Annotated in this window: 13 protein-coding genes and 6 tRNA genes; 6 read left to right on the forward strand and 13 right to left on the reverse strand. The window is 44.1% G+C overall.

Annotated elements, in window-relative coordinates; genetic code table 11:
• Nucleotides 1-58 precede the first annotated feature (58 nt).
• The 12 genes from NI467_RS06945 to pyrC all read right to left on the reverse strand — a co-directional run bounded on the left by NI467_RS06945 (nucleotide 59) and on the right by pyrC (nucleotide 8,702).
• Nucleotides 59-1,480 carry an iron-containing redox enzyme family protein gene (locus NI467_RS06945; RefSeq protein WP_253152033.1) on the reverse strand — a complete coding sequence of 474 codons (1,422 nt, stop codon included), beginning with the start codon at nucleotides 1,478-1,480 and terminating at the stop codon, nucleotides 59-61.
• Between the two features lie 306 nt (nucleotides 1,481-1,786).
• Nucleotides 1,787-1,862: transfer RNA gene (locus NI467_RS06950), tRNA-Glu, on the reverse strand.
• Nucleotides 1,863-1,908: 46 nt separating this feature from the next.
• Nucleotides 1,909-1,984, reverse strand: a tRNA-Glu gene (locus NI467_RS06955).
• A 24-nt stretch (nucleotides 1,985-2,008) separates the two neighbouring features.
• Nucleotides 2,009-2,084, reverse strand: a tRNA-Glu gene (locus tag NI467_RS06960).
• Between the two features lie 131 nt (nucleotides 2,085-2,215).
• Nucleotides 2,216-3,118, reverse strand: a complete 903-nt coding sequence (locus NI467_RS06965) for an alpha/beta fold hydrolase (RefSeq protein WP_253152034.1) — start codon at nucleotides 3,116-3,118, stop codon at nucleotides 2,216-2,218.
• Nucleotides 3,119-3,205: 87 nt separating this feature from the next.
• Complete coding sequence (locus tag NI467_RS06970; RefSeq protein ID WP_151204836.1) at nucleotides 3,206-4,618, reverse strand: amino acid permease; 1,413 nt, start codon at nucleotides 4,616-4,618, stop codon at nucleotides 3,206-3,208.
• 111 nt (nucleotides 4,619-4,729) lie between these two features.
• Nucleotides 4,730-4,805 (reverse strand) — tRNA-Glu (locus tag NI467_RS06975).
• Between the two features lie 277 nt (nucleotides 4,806-5,082).
• Complete coding sequence (locus tag NI467_RS06980) at nucleotides 5,083-6,516, reverse strand: amino acid permease (protein ID WP_253152035.1); 1,434 nt, start codon at nucleotides 6,514-6,516, stop codon at nucleotides 5,083-5,085.
• Between the two features lie 126 nt (nucleotides 6,517-6,642).
• Nucleotides 6,643-6,801, reverse strand: a complete 159-nt coding sequence (locus NI467_RS06985) for a hypothetical protein (protein WP_253152036.1) — start codon at nucleotides 6,799-6,801, stop codon at nucleotides 6,643-6,645.
• Nucleotides 6,802-6,927: 126 nt separating this feature from the next.
• Nucleotides 6,928-7,003: transfer RNA gene (locus NI467_RS06990), tRNA-Glu, on the reverse strand.
• Between the two features lie 20 nt (nucleotides 7,004-7,023).
• Complete coding sequence (gene rnt, locus NI467_RS06995; protein ID WP_151204834.1) at nucleotides 7,024-7,683, reverse strand: ribonuclease T; 660 nt, start codon at nucleotides 7,681-7,683, stop codon at nucleotides 7,024-7,026.
• The gene (pyrC, locus tag NI467_RS07000; RefSeq protein WP_151206009.1) at nucleotides 7,668-8,702 is read right to left on the reverse strand and encodes a dihydroorotase; all 1,035 of its coding nucleotides are present in this window, start codon (nucleotides 8,700-8,702) and stop codon (nucleotides 7,668-7,670) included. The genes rnt and pyrC overlap by 16 nt, the downstream gene beginning before the upstream one ends.
• A gap of 152 nt (nucleotides 8,703-8,854) precedes the next feature.
• Here pyrC and NI467_RS07005 point away from each other — a divergent pair, with 152 nt between their 5' ends.
• Nucleotides 8,855-10,126, forward strand: a complete 1,272-nt coding sequence (locus tag NI467_RS07005; RefSeq protein ID WP_253152037.1) for a GGDEF domain-containing protein — start codon at nucleotides 8,855-8,857, stop codon at nucleotides 10,124-10,126.
• Between the two features lie 356 nt (nucleotides 10,127-10,482).
• Here NI467_RS07005 and argG read toward each other — a convergent pair whose 3' ends face one another.
• Nucleotides 10,483-11,823 (reverse strand): argininosuccinate synthase, encoded by a 1,341-nt coding sequence (gene argG / locus NI467_RS07010; protein WP_253152038.1) that lies wholly within the window; start codon nucleotides 11,821-11,823, stop codon nucleotides 10,483-10,485.
• A 247-nt stretch (nucleotides 11,824-12,070) separates the two neighbouring features.
• On the opposite strand from argG, the gene NI467_RS07015 reads away from it, so the two are divergent.
• From NI467_RS07015 to NI467_RS07035, 5 genes are all read left to right on the forward strand, one after another.
• A complete protein-coding gene (locus NI467_RS07015; protein ID WP_253152039.1) occupies nucleotides 12,071-12,424 on the forward strand; it encodes a hypothetical protein in 354 nt (117 codons plus the stop codon).
• A gap of 139 nt (nucleotides 12,425-12,563) precedes the next feature.
• On the forward strand, nucleotides 12,564-14,600 hold the full coding sequence (locus NI467_RS07020) for an NADPH-dependent 2,4-dienoyl-CoA reductase (RefSeq protein ID WP_253152040.1): 2,037 nt from the start codon (nucleotides 12,564-12,566) through the stop codon (nucleotides 14,598-14,600).
• Nucleotides 14,601-14,686: 86 nt separating this feature from the next.
• A tRNA-Ser gene (locus tag NI467_RS07025) sits at nucleotides 14,687-14,776 on the forward strand.
• Nucleotides 14,777-15,572: 796 nt separating this feature from the next.
• Nucleotides 15,573-16,304 carry a UTRA domain-containing protein gene (locus NI467_RS07030; RefSeq protein WP_253152041.1) on the forward strand — a complete coding sequence of 244 codons (732 nt, stop codon included), beginning with the start codon at nucleotides 15,573-15,575 and terminating at the stop codon, nucleotides 16,302-16,304.
• A gap of 166 nt (nucleotides 16,305-16,470) precedes the next feature.
• Entirely contained in the window at nucleotides 16,471-17,514 is a 1,044-nt protein-coding gene (locus NI467_RS07035; RefSeq protein WP_151204828.1) for a putative 2-aminoethylphosphonate ABC transporter substrate-binding protein, read from the forward strand.
• Nucleotides 17,515-17,613: the final 99 nt, after the last annotated feature.

Below are 17,613 nucleotides of genomic sequence, written 5' to 3' on the forward strand. Positions count from 1 at the left end.
AATTGAAGCAAAAAAAAACAGGGCATTTTAAATGCCCCGTTTTTTATCAGTGACTTGTTTAGGAGTAGGTCATGGCCTGAGTCTGAAAGGGGAAGAGTAGCTGGGAAAGCTGACGTGTAGCCCATAAACCAACTTCCTGATGGTGCATATGTGGTGCCACATAAGGAATCAATAAATCAATCTTCTGTTCGGCAGCGGCACAGCGATTCAAACGGTTTTTCAGTTGATGAATCTGTTGCTGATCGATATGGTTTAATACTGATTCCGTCTGATGATTTAGCTGAGATTTGCTACGTGTAGACAGGCGGGCAGCCAATGTCGCTCCCTGAATCCAGTCTTTAATAATCTGCTTTTCAGTGGCATTAAATACGCCAAACATTTTGCCGTCCGGATCATCAATGATTTTCCAGAAACGGCTCTGTTCTACTGCTGCATCTTTTACAATCCAGCCTTTTTCAAGCATGACTTTCAGGAAGTCAGCAATCTGCGCCGGGTCAGAGAGCCATTCATTGATGGTTTTACCGCTAAACTGGCACTTCTGGTTATGGATATATTGTCCGATCAGAGCCTTATTTTGGAATACTTTCAAGGCCAGTTGCTCAGGATTTAGTTGCGTGATGATCTCGGTAGAACTTTTACCAATATCATTCAGTACATAACCTTTTTTGATCAGGTCCAGATACTGTGCAGGATCTTCCGCAAGAGTATAGTGATCTAAATAGGCTTGTAACGATTTGTGGGCATGACCATTGTGCGCATTATCAATGGTGATATGCACATTGAAATAATGCGGGTCGATAGCCAGTTCAGCCAGCTCGTAATTGGTGATCAAGAGATGTAAGGGCAACTGTTCATAGCCCAGATTAAATCCAATCACTAAGGGTAGATATTCTGGAGGAGCATAGGCCAGCGCCAGTTGTACTGCCGCCTGTTCATAATAGCTGACATCCAGCTGCTCGGCATAACTGTTTAACTCATAATGGTTGAGCAGCTCCTGATACATGGTGACATGATTGGCGCGAGTATGCCCCATGCCGAGCTCTTCCAGATAGATATAAATCAGGTCTTTATTTTCCGGACGATTCCAGTTTTGTACACTCGAATACAACCACGAACCATCTACCAGTTTCACCGGAGCCACTTTGGCTAAAAACTCAAAGGCATGAGCCACAGTGGGAAAATATTCCCGTCCTTGCTGCTGTTTGCGCCGTTCTAGATATGCCTGGAAAAGCGCACAAGTTTGATGGTGCTGTTCCAGAAAATACTGTTCTACATAAGCTGGCTGATCCAGCCATTCCGTTCCCACCACATCAACTTGCTGGATTAAATCGCTTAAATAGTGCTCCGCCTGTTCGGTCTTGACCGCCGTTGAAATCTGTTGATCCTGAAAGAAGTTGACCCAATCTTTAAAATTTTTAAATTGATGGTTATGGTTTTTAATAGATGATTCAGACGAACTTGACTTTGTACTGACGAACATAATCTGATCCTTGCAGATATAGTATGTTTTCTACCTTAACGGCATACTGATATGCTCGGTGTTGATTTTTTGTTCATATTTATAGTGTGATTGCTGTAAATGAAAATGAATCGATAACGAGATGAAGATAAATGTAAAAGAATGAAATTTTTGAATGAATTGTTTATCAAAAAGAAAATTGCGATCCCATGAAATTGATCAAAAGATAAAAAAATGGAATTGAATGTGTAGGTAATAAAAAAGCCCAAGTCATCATGCTTGGGCTTTTTTGTGAGATCCTTCTTTTAAAAGAAGTGTTCTCGAATATGGCGTCCCTACGGGGATTCGAACCCCGGTTACCGCCGTGAAAGGGCGATGTCCTAGGCCTCTAGACGATAGGGACAAATGAGAAGTAATATTTAATCTACCATACCTTTTGATTTAAAGTATGGCGTCCCTACGGGGATTCGAACCCCGGTTGCCGCCGTGAAAGGGCGATGTCCTAGGCCTCTAGACGATAGGGACTTAATAAAATAATACTTCTGAAAATGGCGTCCCTACGGGGATTCGAACCCCGGTTACCGCCGTGAAAGGGCGATGTCCTAGGCCTCTAGACGATAGGGACGTTTCAGAGGTGGGCGTATAGTAGGGTGAAAATTAGGAGGTGTCAAACGCTTTTCCAGAATTTTTCCTGTTTTTTCTGCTGAGCGCATAATTTTAAAACAATATGGGGAAAATGTTTGAAAAATACAGAATTTAAGATGATTTTTTAAGCATGTGCAGGATGGCTGCTACCACGTCTGGATGCTGGATATAACCATCAATATCATGCGGATGTTCGGGGGAGATGCGTATTTCATGATTGATAATGGCAGGTTCAAATAAAAAAGGGGCTTCTGTCAGGGGAAACGTTGTCAAAAAATCATCATGTGAATAAAAGTTGATCCAGTCACCACAAATGGCAGCAGGCCGGACCACGGGCTGAGGCAGATGAGTCTGTATTACCCTAAAAGCCAACGGCGATCCGAGCGTAATAAAGCGCTGGACATTCAGTTCTGGATGATGAACCAGATAATTATAGGCAATGACACTGCCCAGCGAATGGGCAATTACAATACAGGGCTGCTGACCATAAAGTTGCTGGGCAATACGCTGGTGAACTTGCTGCATAAAATCAGGATTGGCCAGATAAAGATAGATTTCAATCAGAAATTTCTTGATCAGAGTGCCATGTAAGCCGGGAAAATAATTTAGCAATACAACAAAATCACGTAAGGCTGTATTTTTACTTAAAGTAGTAATAAATTTTAATTTCTGGTTAAAACCCAGAGCATCTTCTACATTTAACTCTGGAATTTCACAAGTCTCAACTTTATGCGGAGGGAGGGAATGCTCTGGCGGAATGTTGATGGGATGATGAAACGGGAAGTGTGGCCAGTCCTGAGGCATAAGAGTGCTGGCATTGAGAACATTGTGCAGATGATGCTTTAACAGTAAGTCGCCATAAAAAGCGATGCGGATATGGCGTTTTAAATGAGAAAAGCAGGCCAGTTGATGGTTTTTCCGAAGACCTTTTTTAAAAATATGTAGCCAATGTTGACGTAATGAGGCAGATGTAAACTGCTGTTTGTTTATTCCATGAATATAAATAATTTTCATCGGTGCCTCATTCGGGTGGCTCCATATCTATTTACAGTATAGATAAAAAAAGAGCAGCGAAAGCTGCTCTTTTGTTGGCTTTAAGCCCTACACTTTTTTGTGATAGAAGGCATAGTAGCTGGCATAACACACTGCAATAAACAGCAGACAGCCAAAGAAACTGATGCGCATGCTCGGATCAAAGACCATGCTGATACAGGTGATCAGGCAGAACAGGAAGCCTAAAATCGGTACAATCGGGAACAGTGGAGCTGCAAAGCCCAGTTCTTTGACACTATGACCATCCTTATACCATTGGCGGCGGAAATTGAACTGGCTCAAGCAGATACTCATCCAGACCACGACCATGGTAAATGCTGCGATACCCAACAAGTTGGTAAAAATAGTTTCCGGTGCAAACTGTTCTGACAATAGGCCCGGCATTGCGCCAATCATTGTCACAATGACTGCGATATAAGGAATTCCTTTGGCATTCACGCGTGAAAAGACAGCGGGCAACTGTTTGCTATAGGACAGTGACCACATCATGCGCGACGCGGCAAATAGGCCAGAGTTGGCTGCCGACAATAGTGCGGTGATAATAACAAAGCGAATAATATCTTCTGCATAGGGAATACCGATATGCTGGAATACGGTTACAAACGGACTGTTACTCACGCCTTCAACGGCCAGTCCTGCTTCTTGATGGGGCAGAAGTGAAGTTACCACCACAATCGTACCCACAAAGAAAATCAGCAGGCGGAAAATTGCGGTATTGATGGCTTTTGGCACGTTCTTGGCCGGGTCTTTGGTTTCACCTGCTGCGACCCCAATCAGTTCGGTGCCCGAGAAAGCAAAGTTCACAATCAGCATGGTGGTGAAAATCGGGAACAGTCCCTCAGGGAACCAGCCTTGGGCGGTCAGGTTACTGAACAGCGGTGCTGTTTCTTGGCCTTGATAATCCAGAACCCCGAAAATGGCCAATAAACCGAGCAGGATAAAGGCAATGACGGTGACGACTTTTACCAGCGCCAGCCAGAATTCGGATTCGGCAAACCAGCGGGTCGAAATCATATTCAGCGTGAAGACCAGCGCGCCAAAGACCAGCGTCCACATCCACATGGAACTGTCCGGAAGCCATTCCTGCATCAGCAAGGCGGCAGCGGTAAATTCAGTTCCCAGGGTCACCGACCAGGTCAGCCAGTAGAGCCAGGTAATGGTATAGCCTGTTCCTGGTCCAATATAGCGTTTGGCATAGGCGCCAAAAGAACCTGAATCAGGCATATGAACTGCAAGCTCACCCAGACAGAGCATCACCATATAAGCGATGATCCCGCCGAGGAAATAAGCAAGAATGGCACCTATTGGCCCCGTTTGTGCAATGACTTCACCCGAACCTAAAAACAGGCCTGTTCCAATTGCGCCGCCAAGCGAAATCATGACCAGATGTCGAGTACTCATAGCGCGTTTTAAAGGCGCAGAATTGCCCTGATGCGTAGCATCATTCGGAGATGAATGCATAGGAGTCAAAAAAACCAGAGAAGTAAAGCGGGTTATTGTAGTGAAAAACTACAAATCTGCAATGTATTAATATGGATTGTGTCTAAGGCTTGATCAGATGTGATCAATAGATGGCGTCCCTACGGGGATTCGAACCCCGGTTACCGCCGTGAAAGGGCGATGTCCTAGGCCTCTAGACGATAGGGACGTTGCGAGGTGATGCGTATATTAAGGACTCAGCTTAAATTTGTCAAAAGGCTTTTTATGAAAACTTATTTAATAGTTTAAACATTAAGCAAAACAGAAGACAATTTTATTGGAATAGGAGAGTTTAGGTGATTTTTAACTCTGAATAGAGGGTCTGTTGATATTTCATAAATGGATTGCGTGGTCGCAAACATCCATGAAGGGTCAACAGGCCCTCGCATAAACCCAATAAAAATTGGGCTTATTGCAGCAATGCTAGGAGTTTTTTAGTGTAGAACCTAAGATTTTGGATGGTATAGCCAGTAATAGCTGGCATAGCAGGCAGCCATAAATAACAGACAGCCGATAAAGCCCGACAGCATTTCAGGATCTGCTGCCATACTCAGGCCGGTCGCAGTACAGGCAATAAAGCCGAGAATCGGTACCAGCGGGAACCACGGAGTGCGGAATTTAAGCTCGGATACACTGCGGCCCTGTTTGAGCCACTGACGACGGAAATTAAATTGGCTCCAGCAGATACTCATCCATACAATTACCATGGTAAAGGCCGCTACACCGAGCAGGTTTTTAAAGATAACATCGGCTTCGAACTGTTCAGACAATAAGCCAGGTAAGCCGCCAATCATGGTCACCCAAACCGCAATATAAGGCACGCCGGACTTGCTGACCTTGGCAAATACCCGCGGCAGCTGATTTTGTGAAGACAGCGCCCACATCATGCGCGAAGCGGCATACAGGCCAGAGTTGGCTGTAGATAACAGTGCGGTAATGATCACAAAGCGGATAAAGTCCTCAGCATATGGAATCCCCATCTGGGTAAATACCGAGACGAAAGGACTGCTACTCAAGCCACCATCTCCGCCCACCTGTAAACCAGCGTCAGTGTAGGTCAGTAAAGAACTGATGACGATAATGGTGCCGACAAAGAAAATGATCAGGCGCCAGACCGCTGCATGAATGGCCTTTGGCACATTTTTCTCAGGATTTTCTGTTTCACCGGCGGCAATCCCGATCATTTCTGTGCCGTTAAAGGCGAAGTTCACGATGAGCAGGGTGGTAAACAGTGGAATCAAGCCATTGGGTAGCCAGCCATGTTCGGTCAGATTGCCGAAGAGGGGGGCAGATTCATAGCCCTGAAAAGGAATAAAACCAAAGATACAGCCAAAGCCCAGAATAATGAAGATCAGGACGGTGGCCACTTTCACCAGCGACAGCCAGAATTCAGACTCTGCAAAAGTACGGGTTGAGCTGAGGTTGGAGATCAGCACGCCAGCAGCAAAGATCAGTGTCCATAACCAGATAGACGTCTGAGGGAACCATTCCTGCATAAGAATGGCAGCAGCGGTAAATTCAGTCCCGAGAGTTGCAGACCAGCCGAGCCAGTACATCCAGGACACCATATAGCCTGTACCCGGACCAATATAATTTGTAGCAAAAGCACCGAATGAACCGGATACTGGCAAATGTACAGCCAGCTCACCCAGGCATAGCATGACCATATAGGCAATCAGGCCCCCGACAATATAAGCCAGCACTGCCCCTAAAGGACCTGCCTGAGAGATGACTTCACCTGAGCCCATGAACAGGCCAGTGCCAATGGCTCCCCCAAGGGAAAGCATAATCAGATGACGGGTGCCCATGGCACGTTTTAAAGAAGGGGTATGTCCCTCATCAACAGGGGACTGCTGTGAAGGAGGAGAAGCAGGTTGCATAAATGAATTGGGAAATGTACTTGAAAAAGACTATTCTAGTTTTAATTGAATGAAATTTCACATAAATTGGAATTTTTTATAAATTAATTGCTTTTATTTAAGAAATAGGTGAAAAGACCACTCATTTTAGTGGTCTGGAGTTGAGTAGCGCGGTTGTTCTGTCGGTTTAGCGGAAGAAGGAGCCGGCTCTGACTGGGTTGTTGCAGTATCATCACCGGAGACCATGTACAGGTACAAAGCCGAAGGAGCCAGAATCATCAGAACCAGTAAGATCTTTTTTAACATGACGACAATATAAAATAGGGAACTGGATGAATTATAGCTGAAGCAGACTCAAAAAGGCAGTTAAGCAGGTACGAGTACAGCTGGGCTTCTCAGATAAAGTGCAACCATGATTTTGAAAACAGAAGATGGCGTCCCTACGGGGATTCGAACCCCGGTTACCGCCGTGAAAGGGCGATGTCCTAGGCCTCTAGACGATAGGGACGTTTAGAAGATGGCGGTATCTTATTGATCCGCCACCCAAGTGTCAAGCAGGTGAGGTGCGAGTTTGTTTAAAATATAGCAAAACAGTTCAGCCGTCTTTTGCGTATCGTATAATGCAGAATGAGCTTCTTTGCCATCAAACTCAATTCCAGCCTGAATACAGGATTTTGCCAGTACGGTCTGACCGAACATCACCGCGCTTAAGGTCACAGTATCAAAGACAGAAAAACTGTGAAATGGGTTCTGGTTTTTGGTTCCGGTACGGGCAATCGCGGCCTGTACAAAGCCTAAGTCGAAATGCGCATTGTGTCCGACCAAAACTGCATGGGTGCAGTTCTGCTGACGACGTACCTCATTGACTGATTTGAAAATACGCTTTAATGCAGTTTTTTCATCTTCAGCCATGGCGATCCGCATGGGATTGGAGGGATCAATTCCAATAAACTCCAGAGAGCGGCGATCTAGGTTGGCGCCTTCAAAAGGATTGATATGGGCATGAAAAGCTTCACCTGGCATAAACTGGCCATCTTCATTATATACAATCGGAATGGCTGCGATTTCTAACAGGGCATCAGTCTGTGCATTAAAACCTGCTGTTTCAACATCGACAACAACAGGTAAAAATCCACGGAAACGCTGACCAATGACTGGAAGAGTTTCAATTGTCACATTTTTCTCCATTGGATGGTCTTCCCGGCATAAAGCGGAATAATCTGTTCACCATCCAAGTAGTCTAGACTTTCAGGAATCACCTGGTCTTCTTTGACCAGTGTAATCGTATTGGTATTGCGTGGCAGACCGTAGAAATCTGCTCCAAAGTGGCTGGCAAAGCCTTCCAGACGTTCAATCTTCCCGACCTGATCAAAGGCTTGGGCATACAGCTCGATTGCCGTCGGTGCGCTATAGCAACCCGCACAGCCACAAGCATTTTCTTTGGCATTCTTGGAGTGCGGCGCACTGTCCGTGCCCAGGAAGAATTTAGGGTTACCACTAGTGGCCACTTCCAGCAGAGTCTGCTGATGCGTTTGACGTTTTAAAATTGGCAAACAGTAGAAGTGCGGTTTCACCCCCCCGACCAGCATATCATTGCGGTTAAACAACAGATGCTGTGGAGTAATGGTGGCCGCTACATTGCGATCCTGTTCCAGTACAAAGTTCGCCGCTTCACTGGTGGTGATATGCTCAAGGACCAGTTTCAGTTTCGGAAACTGTCTTAGCAAAGGTGCCAGAACCTCGTCCAGAAAACGTTTTTCACGGTCAAAAATATCCACATGATGCTGGGTGACTTCACCATGTAGAAGTAAGGGCACCTGGTGCTCTTCCAGCTGTTCAATGACGGCATAGACTTTGCTGATGTCACTCACGCCGCTATCCGAGTTGGTGGTTGCACCAGCAGGGTAGAGCTTGATGGCATTGACATAGGCAGAGTTTTTAATCTTTTGGACTTCGCTTGGCAAAGTATTGTCAGTGAAATACAGCACCATACGGGGATCAAAATCACAGCCTTCCGGTACGTGCGCCATAATGCGCTCACGGTAGCTGAGGGCTTCTTCCACCGTTTTAACTGGTGGAACAAGATTCGGCATACAGATCGCACGGGAAAACTGTTTGGCTAAATCAGGAACGGTGCGTTGTAGTGCTAAGCCATCACGCAGATGAGCATGCCAGTCGTCTGGCTGGAGAATCGTAATCGTATCCAAGGTGAATTCAATCGGAGAAATAAAACAAATGATAATCCATCTATAGCAAAAATGGTAACGAGAAAGGGATATAAAATAAATGAGCGCTATAAATTAATTTATAAAAGTATGTTATTTTGTAATTAATAAAAAAATTACATAAATACTTGGCAATGGACTACAAGTACAATCTTGCAAAATTGCAGAACGACAAAGAAAAAATAGAACAGCTTATTGCAAGCCAAAGTCAGCGTATCGGCTCAATATTTCCGAAAAGTCTGGAGCAGGAGTTTTGCAGCAAACATTTGGAACGTGCACGCAAGCATGTGGAAAAATACGTCTGGGGAGGCGTGTTGAGCTATTTCATTTTTTTGCTGATCATGATTCCCACCGATTACTGGATTGCTGATCCCCAGTATTTTTTGCATGATTTCATACTCTGCCTGTTAGGCTTGCTAAATGGTGCAATCTCTCTGGTACTCTTCTATCTGGCCGCGTCGCTCCCCAAACTGAAACGCTTTTTTTCGCAAGCCTCAATGATATTGGTGTTCTGGTTGCTGGTGTCTATTTCTTATATCAACATGTCTATGCAGGCCGAGAGCTTACAACATCAGTCAATGGCGATCATGACGATCATTTATATTCTGGGCTATATCCTCACCGGGATTAAACCTGTGCAGATGCTGATCACCGGCTTAATGGCAGCGCTCACTACGATCCTGCTGCTGCTCAGCATGGCAGTGGTGTTTAATCCGCTGGTATTTGGCCGGATTTTGGTGGGAAGTTGTTTGCTGGGTTATGTAATTAGTCATATGATTTTTGCACGCGAAAGAATGATATTTTTATACAGTAGGCGTGCCAAAATCAGTGAAAAAATCCAGCGTATTCACACCACCGAGCTGTTGCATCTAAGTCAGCAGGACGAGCTGACTAAAATTTCTAATCGTCGAACTCTGGATGAAACCCTGGATGTTTTTTTCAGGCAGGCACAGTGTAATGAAAGTGCTTTAGCCATTCTGTTTATCGACGTGGATTTTTTTAAAAATTATAATGATTATTATGGGCACCAAAAAGGTGATGATGTCATTTCCAGTATTGCCTTAACCATTAAAAATGCGATTCGGCACATGGACTTTGTCGCGCGTTATGGCGGTGAAGAGTTTGTGGTGCTGCTGCCGGAAACTGATGCACACGGGGCCTATGCAGTGGCTTCCAACATTTTTAAAGCGATTGATCGACTGCGAATTCCTCATGAAAAATCTCATATCTCTGATCAGATTACGATCAGCTTAGGCATCACGGTCTATCGTAGTGAAGAAAATCTTGATAAGGACAGTTTATTGCAGATTGCCGATCAGGCACTGTATCGGGCCAAGCAGTTGGGACGTAACCAGATTTATTATCAGTCGATTCGTTCAGTAAATGCAGGCATGGTGAACTCTTAAAATAAATGCTGCTCAATTTTTTCAAGATAAGTCATTAATTTTAAATTAAAATGCTTGCCTTAATGTATGAAAGTGAAAAGGGCAGATGTTTAAGGCAGGAATGCGAGAGACAAATGAAAAGCTTTTCTTGCTGACTGTATATATTTAATCCTCTCTGCGCTTTCAAAAGCAAAGAAGGCAGGCTTGCAGCAAAATATTAGAATTAAATTTGTCCAATAGCTGAGAGTTGCTTTAAAAATTATTTATTGTTTTTCTAGGCCGTTGATGAAGCATAAAAAAATGCCAGTCAATGTTTAACTGACTGGCATTGCTCATTAAAAGCAGTTTTACAACTTAAAGGAGTTCATCCCAAGGACTTAGTTTTTGTCTTTAAGTTGAGGAACAGCAGAACCTGTACCTACAGATAACAGACCAGAATCTGTATAGATGCCTAATTTTGCACGAGTGTCAGTGATGTCCAGGTTACGCATGGTCAATTGACCGATACGATCCATAGGAGAGAACATTGAATCAGCTTTCTCCATGGTCAAACGCTCAGCTTCATAAGTCAGGTTTGGAGATTCAGTGTTCATAATGGTGTAGTCATTACCACGGCGTAGCTCAAGCGTTACAGTACCTGTGACTGCTTTTGCGACCCAACGCTGTGCAGTTTCACGCAGCATTAAGGCTTGAGAATCGAACCAGCGACCTTGGTAAAGTAGACGGCCTAAACGTAAACCGTTGATACGATATTGTTCAATCGTATCTTCGTTATGGATACCTGTTACCAGACGTTCATAAGCGATGTGAAGCAGCGCCATACCCGGAGCTTCGTAGATACCACGAGATTTCGCTTCGATGATACGGTTTTCGATCTGGTCTGACATACCTAGACCATGACGGCCACCGATACGGTTCGCTTCAAGAATGAACTCCACCGGATCTTCGATACGTTGACCGTTGATGGCAACCGGGAAGCCTTCTTCAAAAGTAATCGATACTTCTTCAGGCGTAACCTCAACATCTTCTTTCCAGAAAGCTACCCCCATGATTGGCTCAACGATTTTAATACCAGCGTCCAGGTATTCAAGATCTTTGGCTTCGTGAGTTGCACCCAACATATTTGAGTCAGTTGAGTAAGCTTTTTCTTTTGACATTTTGTAGTCAAAGCCATTGTCGATCAGGAACTGTGACATTTCTGCACGGCCACCTAGTTCGTCAATAAACGTCTGGTCTAACCAAGGTTTGTAAATCTTGAGTGCCGGGTTGGTCAACAGACCATAGCGGTAGAAACGTTCGATGTCGTTTCCTTTATAGGTCGAACCATCACCCCAGATGTTGACATCATCTTCTTTCATAGCAGTTACAAGCATCGTACCTGTTACTGCACGGCCAAGTGGCGTGGTATTAAAATAAGGAACGCCACCTGTAGAAATATGGAATGCACCACATTGAATGGCTGCAATACCTTCTAATGCAAGTTGTAGACGGCAGTCGATCAAACGTGCTTTTACAGCGCCATAAGCTTTAGCTTTTTGGGGAATTGCATCGTAATCGTCTTCATCAGGCTGACCCAGGTTTGCTGTGTAAGCATAAGGCTCAGCGCCTTTTTGTTTCATCCACAAAAGAGCTGCAGAAGTATCTAGACCACCAGAAAAGGCAATACCAACTTTTTTACCTACTGGGACATTCTGCAAGATAGTTGCATTATCAGACATTGTTCATCCTAATGATATGAAATAGGCACGCCAGAAGTGGTGGCCTGAAAAAAACATATATTGTATCAATTGTATCATTATTTTATTTAGGTGTGCTTTAGAAAAGGAAAACTCGGTTTAAAATTTGAAATCAATAGTCTGAAATCACTTCAAATACGCTTGTTTTTTTGAAAATACTGCTGAATATCAGCAATATTCGCTATATTCATCATTAATAGATAAAAAGTGATTCGCTGAGGCACCCAAAATGACGACACGTATTCCCCCTTTACCCAACCTGAATCCTAAACCCAAAAATGAAACCCTGGCCTTGATCCATGGTATTTATGCCGGTCTGCTGGTGTTTACTACGATTGTATTCGGCTATCTGGAATATCAGCAGTCGACAATTTCAGTTATGAGCTTAGGATTTATCCTGTTATTGCTGGCGTTGATGATTTACTTGAATATTCAGGCATCGCTTAAGGTCAAACAGGGCAATCGCGGTGGTCGGACACTGTCCAGAATCATGGCCACTCTGATGCTATTCAGTTTTCCAATCGGTACAGTTTTAGGCGTGATTGCCTTGTGGAAAGCAAGCGCACGGCAATGGCAACAGTAATTGAAAAAGCCAGATGCAGCATGACGACACAGATTGGGATTTATGCCTGAGAAAGCAGACCTGATAGTCATAAAAAGCCGTGTGAAATCAGTTAAAGTAAGAGGAATAGGCTTGGGCTAAATAAAAACAGGAAGATCTTATGACCAATACGCGTTATGCAAATATTTTAAAACCATTACATTTGGGGTTTACGACGATTAAAAATCGGGTGGTAATGGGTTCAATGCATACAGGGCTGGAAGACCGTTTTTATAATTATCCGAAACTGGCTGCCTATTTTGGTGAGCGTGCCAAAGGTGGCGTGGGGCTATTAATTACTGGCGGGATTTCACCTAACCGTCAGGGCTGGTTACTGCCTGCCGGCGGAACTATGAATACACTGGGAGATATTGCTCCACACCGTCTGGTCACGCATGCCGTCCATAAACATGGCGCCAAAATTCTTTTACAGATTCTGCATGCGGGCCGTTATGGCTATCAGCCTTTTGTGGTTTCAGCCAGCCCGATCAAGTCACCGATTTCACCTTTTAAACCTCGCCAGATGTCTGAAAAACAGATTCTGGAAACTATTCAGGACTATGCCAAAACTGCCAGTCTGGCCAAAAAAGCAGGCTATGACGGGGTCGAAATTATGGGTTCTGAAGGCTATTTACTAAACCAGTTTCTTAGCCGGCATGTGAACCAGCGTACTGACCGCTGGGGCGGGTCGATTGAAAACCGGATGCGTTTTGCGTTAGAAATTGTCAAAGCCATCCGTGCAGAAGTGGGTGAGAAATTTATTATCTGCTTCCGCTTGTCCTTGCTGGACCTGGTGCATGACGGTAACACCATGCAGGAAGTGATTACGGTGGCTCAGGCCCTGGAAAAAACCGGTATTACCTTGCTAAATACCGGAATTGGCTGGCATGAGGCACGTATTCCTACCATTGTAACTTCTGTGCCGCGAGCAGCTTTTGTTGATTACACCGCAGAAGTTAAAAAGCATGTCACCGTCCCGGTAATTGCATCGAACCGGATTAACATGCCGGATACAGCAGAAGCGATTTTGGCCTCTGGTCAGGCTGATATGATTCAAATGGCACGACCATTATTGGCAGATGCTTTCTGGGTCAATAAAACGGCAACCAATCGGGTCGATGAAATCAACACGTGCATTGCCTGCAACCAGGCCTGTCTGGATCATACTTTTAAAAATAAACGGGCAACTTGTCTGGTCAATCCGCGCGCCGCCTACGAAACTGAACTGGTATATGTAAAAACCAAAAAGCCGAAAAGTATCGCCGTCGTTGGTGGAGGTGTGGCCGGCATGTCGGCAGCGAGCGTTGCTGCCAGTCGTGGCCATGAGGTGACTTTATTTGAAGCAAGTGATGAAGTTGGCGGGCAGTTTAACCTGGCCAAAGTCATACCAGGCAAAGAAGAGTTCCATGAAACGATCCGCTATTTCAAGGTGCAGCTGGAAAAAAATGGGGTGGATGTTCGTCTGAATACCCGGGTCAATCAAGAACAGCTGGAACGCGAAGGCTTTGATGAAGTCATTATTGCCACAGGGGTGATTCCGCGTGAGTTGAAAATTCCGGGTAGTGAGGCGCCACAAGTGCTGTCTTATGCAGAAGTTTTGCGTGGTACACCGGTAGGTGATCGGGTTGCAGTGATTGGGGCAGGTGGGATCGGCTTTGATGTTTCAGAATTTTTGTTAAAACCCCCGCATCAGCCTCAGCCACAACCGCTGGAAGACTGGAAGCGTGAATGGGGAGTCGATCCGAATCCAAACTATATCAGCGAAGGCGGAATGCAGCCTGCTGAAGTAGAACCGCCAGTCCGGGAAATTTATTTGCTGCAACGTAAAACCACTGCTCTTGGCGCAGGTCTGGGGAAAACTTCCGGCTGGGTACACCGTGCACAATTAAAGAAACACGGTGTACGCATGCTGCGGGGAGTGCAGTATAAAGCAGTTACGGATGAAGGCTTATGGATTGAAGTTGATGGTCATGACCAGTTACTGCGTGTAGATAGTGTGGTGGTCTGTGCAGGCCAGGAATCGGTCAAAGCATTAATGCCAGCCGAAGGTCAACATACGCTGGCCAATTATCATATTATTGGTGGGGCCAAGCTTGCGGCTGAGCTGGATGCTAAACGTGCAATCCGTGAGGGTGCAGAATTGGCAGCTAAATTGTAAGAGTTGATGAAACTATATGCAGTTGATTGCATTCATTGTACTTTTCACTTGTCAGCTGGCTGAAAGATTCGTATGATGACGGCCATGGAAGCGTGGCAGAGCGGTTTAATGCACCGGTCTTGAAAACCGACGAGGGTGTGAGTCCTCCGTGAGTTCGAATCTCACCGCTTCCGCCAAATATCTAAAAGACCCTTGATCATCAAGGGTCTTTTTTTTGGGCGTATTTTTAGTTGCATACTTTGTTGGATACATAAATGGAAGATTGGCGGCTGCTTATTTAGGTGAGCTTAAGGTAAACTGTGCCCAAAGCATATATTTATCACGGTAATAATGAAGCTAATGACACGTATCAATGACAGTATCAACCTGTGGTACTTGTGAAACTCCGATTTTGCAAGCTGAACACTTTGACTACTAGCTTGATAGGGATGAAAAAGCATCACGATAAAATATGATGATTTGTATTGCTCGTGCGAAAGCTAAAGAAATGACTGTGGAACTTGGATATTTGAAGGCTGTCTTGGAGATTTTAAATGAAGGTCATCATCTCAATCTCTTTATTTATCTGAATTGTGGAAAATAAATGAACCTGAAAAAAGTGGCTGATACTCATTAAGAGCTTACCGAGTAGTTTATCCCTTCAGCCAGCTTGTTTGATTTCCTATGTTTTTTTGCATAATTGATGACTTTTAGAAATTCGAAGGCCTCTATAAGTATGGAGGATTTTTAAAACACCGCAATTTGCATTTGAGAATACGACCTGCTCAATAGAAAAAATTTAATAAGCATAACCATCTATATAAAAGAGAATTTTCTATTCAGAAGCCTGTTTTTTTATGTATGCTGAATCAAAGTCAACTCTTTAATTAATGGAATGAGTGGCCTAAGCAGAATACGAGTTATTAGTGATTTTCATCACTTTGAAATTAAAAATTTAGTATAGTAGTTTAAGTTTTTTTAAAATTTACCTTTATGTCTGATTTGGCTACAACTTCCCAGCGTATTCCTAAATATATAGCGATAAGAGATGCAATTGCCCATGAAATTGAGTCGGGCCAATTAAGCAGTAATACAAAATTAGCCTCTGAGCGCTTACTATCGGAGCAGTTTTCAACAACACGTGTTGCGGTCAGAGAAGCACTTTTAGCACTTGAAATGGATGGTTTAATTTATCGTTTAGACCGTCGCGGCTGGTTTGTGCGTGCCCCCCGCATTGCCTATCGGCCGCAATCTACCAAAAGCTTTAATCAATATGTGCAAGAGCAAGGAAGTATTCCCGCCACAGAGCTTATTTCAGCAGAGCTGGTATCTGCAACTCAATGGGATGCAAAACATTTAAATCTGAATGTTGGAGATCAAATCTATTCAATTTGGCGTCGACGCACAATTAATGGCCGTCCTGCTGTGGTTGAGCATATCCGAGTAAACGCAACACTTTTTCCAGAATTTTTAGCACAGAACTTGGAAAACTCAATCACTGTGCTAATGGCTGAAAAATATCAGCGACAGCTTACGCGAGCACATATCCATCTTTATCCAACTGCTTTTGCTGAACAACAGGCTAAGGCCCTACATGTGAATGTAGGAAGCATGGGATTATATATTTGTCGAACCAATCGTGATCAAAACGGCATCATTACTGATGTCGATCAGGAATATTGGCTCCATGATGTACTGGATTTACATTTTGAAGCTTCAACTTAGAGCGGGTTGAAAAGCGAACTTATTTCAACAATGATCTAGTTATCATTGATAACTTGGCCTTAATTAAAACAAAAAACCAATCTGGTTTAAACCAGATTAATTAAGCTGTCATAAATATTTGCTGAAATACTGATTATCAAGAAGCCGCATTCACTAGGAATGGCAGATGAGTCAGTATTTAAAACAGTGTAAAAAAAAGATTGGTTTATGTGTCCTGAGCCTTGGTACGGCTTATTTGATATCAGGATGTACCACCAGTTCAGTTTCACCAGATGCTGAACAAATTACGGTTTATACCGCCGTAGAAGCCGATCAGCTCAAACGTTATCAATGGGAACTACGCAAAGCGCATCCTGAATTAAAAGTAAAATGGGTCCGTGATTCTACCGGTGTCATTACTGCAAAACTGCTGGCAGAACAAAAAAATCCGCAAGCAGATGTAGTGATGGGCCTGGCCTTGACCAGTTTATTGGTGATGGAAAAACAGCAGATGCTACAGCCGTATCGGCCGCAAAATGTTGAACAGTTAAAGCCTGAGTTTTATAGTCAAAAAGAAATTCCGACCTGGACAGGCATGACGGCCTGGGAATCGGCAGTATGTGTTAATCGAGTCGAGTTAAAAAAGAAAAATCTCCCGATGCCGCAAACCTGGCAAGATCTCAGTAAACCGATTTATAAAAATATGATTGTGATGCCAAACCCGGCTTCGAGTGGTACAGGTTATTTGGATGTCACGGCATGGATGCAGATTTTTGGTGAAAAGCAAGCCTGGTCTTATATGCAGGCATTGGACAAAAATATTTCTCAATATGTTCACTCTGGTTCCAAGCCTTGCAAAATGGCGGCACAAGGTGAAACCGTGATTGGCATTTCATTCGGTTACCCGGGCTTTAAACTCAAATCCCGTGGTGCGCCGTTAGAGGTGATTTATCCCAAAGAAGGTTTGGGTTGGGACATGGAAGCCTCTGCGATTGTAAAAGGCACCAAGAAATTGAGCAGCGCACAGAAATTTATTGATTGGACTGTCAGTCAGGCCGCGAATCAGGCGTATGCGCAAAATTTTTCCATGGTTGCCCATCAACATGTCCAAAGTAGCAATACCGATTTTCCCAAAGATCTGCCAGAAAAACTGGTGAAAAATGATTTTTACTGGGCGGCAGCGCAGCGCGACACAATTTTAAAAAAATGGTCAGCACAGTTCGAGAAGTAAATTAGAAATTAGATGAATTAGCCATTTCTCCGGTAGCGATTCTTCCCGGCAATTCCTGCATCAGGATTCCGGGTGAGATAGAAAAAAGACAATAGTGCT

Origin of the sequence: Acinetobacter sp. S4397-1, from assembly GCF_024129285.1 — a bacterium.
Taxonomy (GTDB): Bacteria; Pseudomonadota; Gammaproteobacteria; order Pseudomonadales; family Moraxellaceae; genus Acinetobacter; species Acinetobacter lwoffii_C.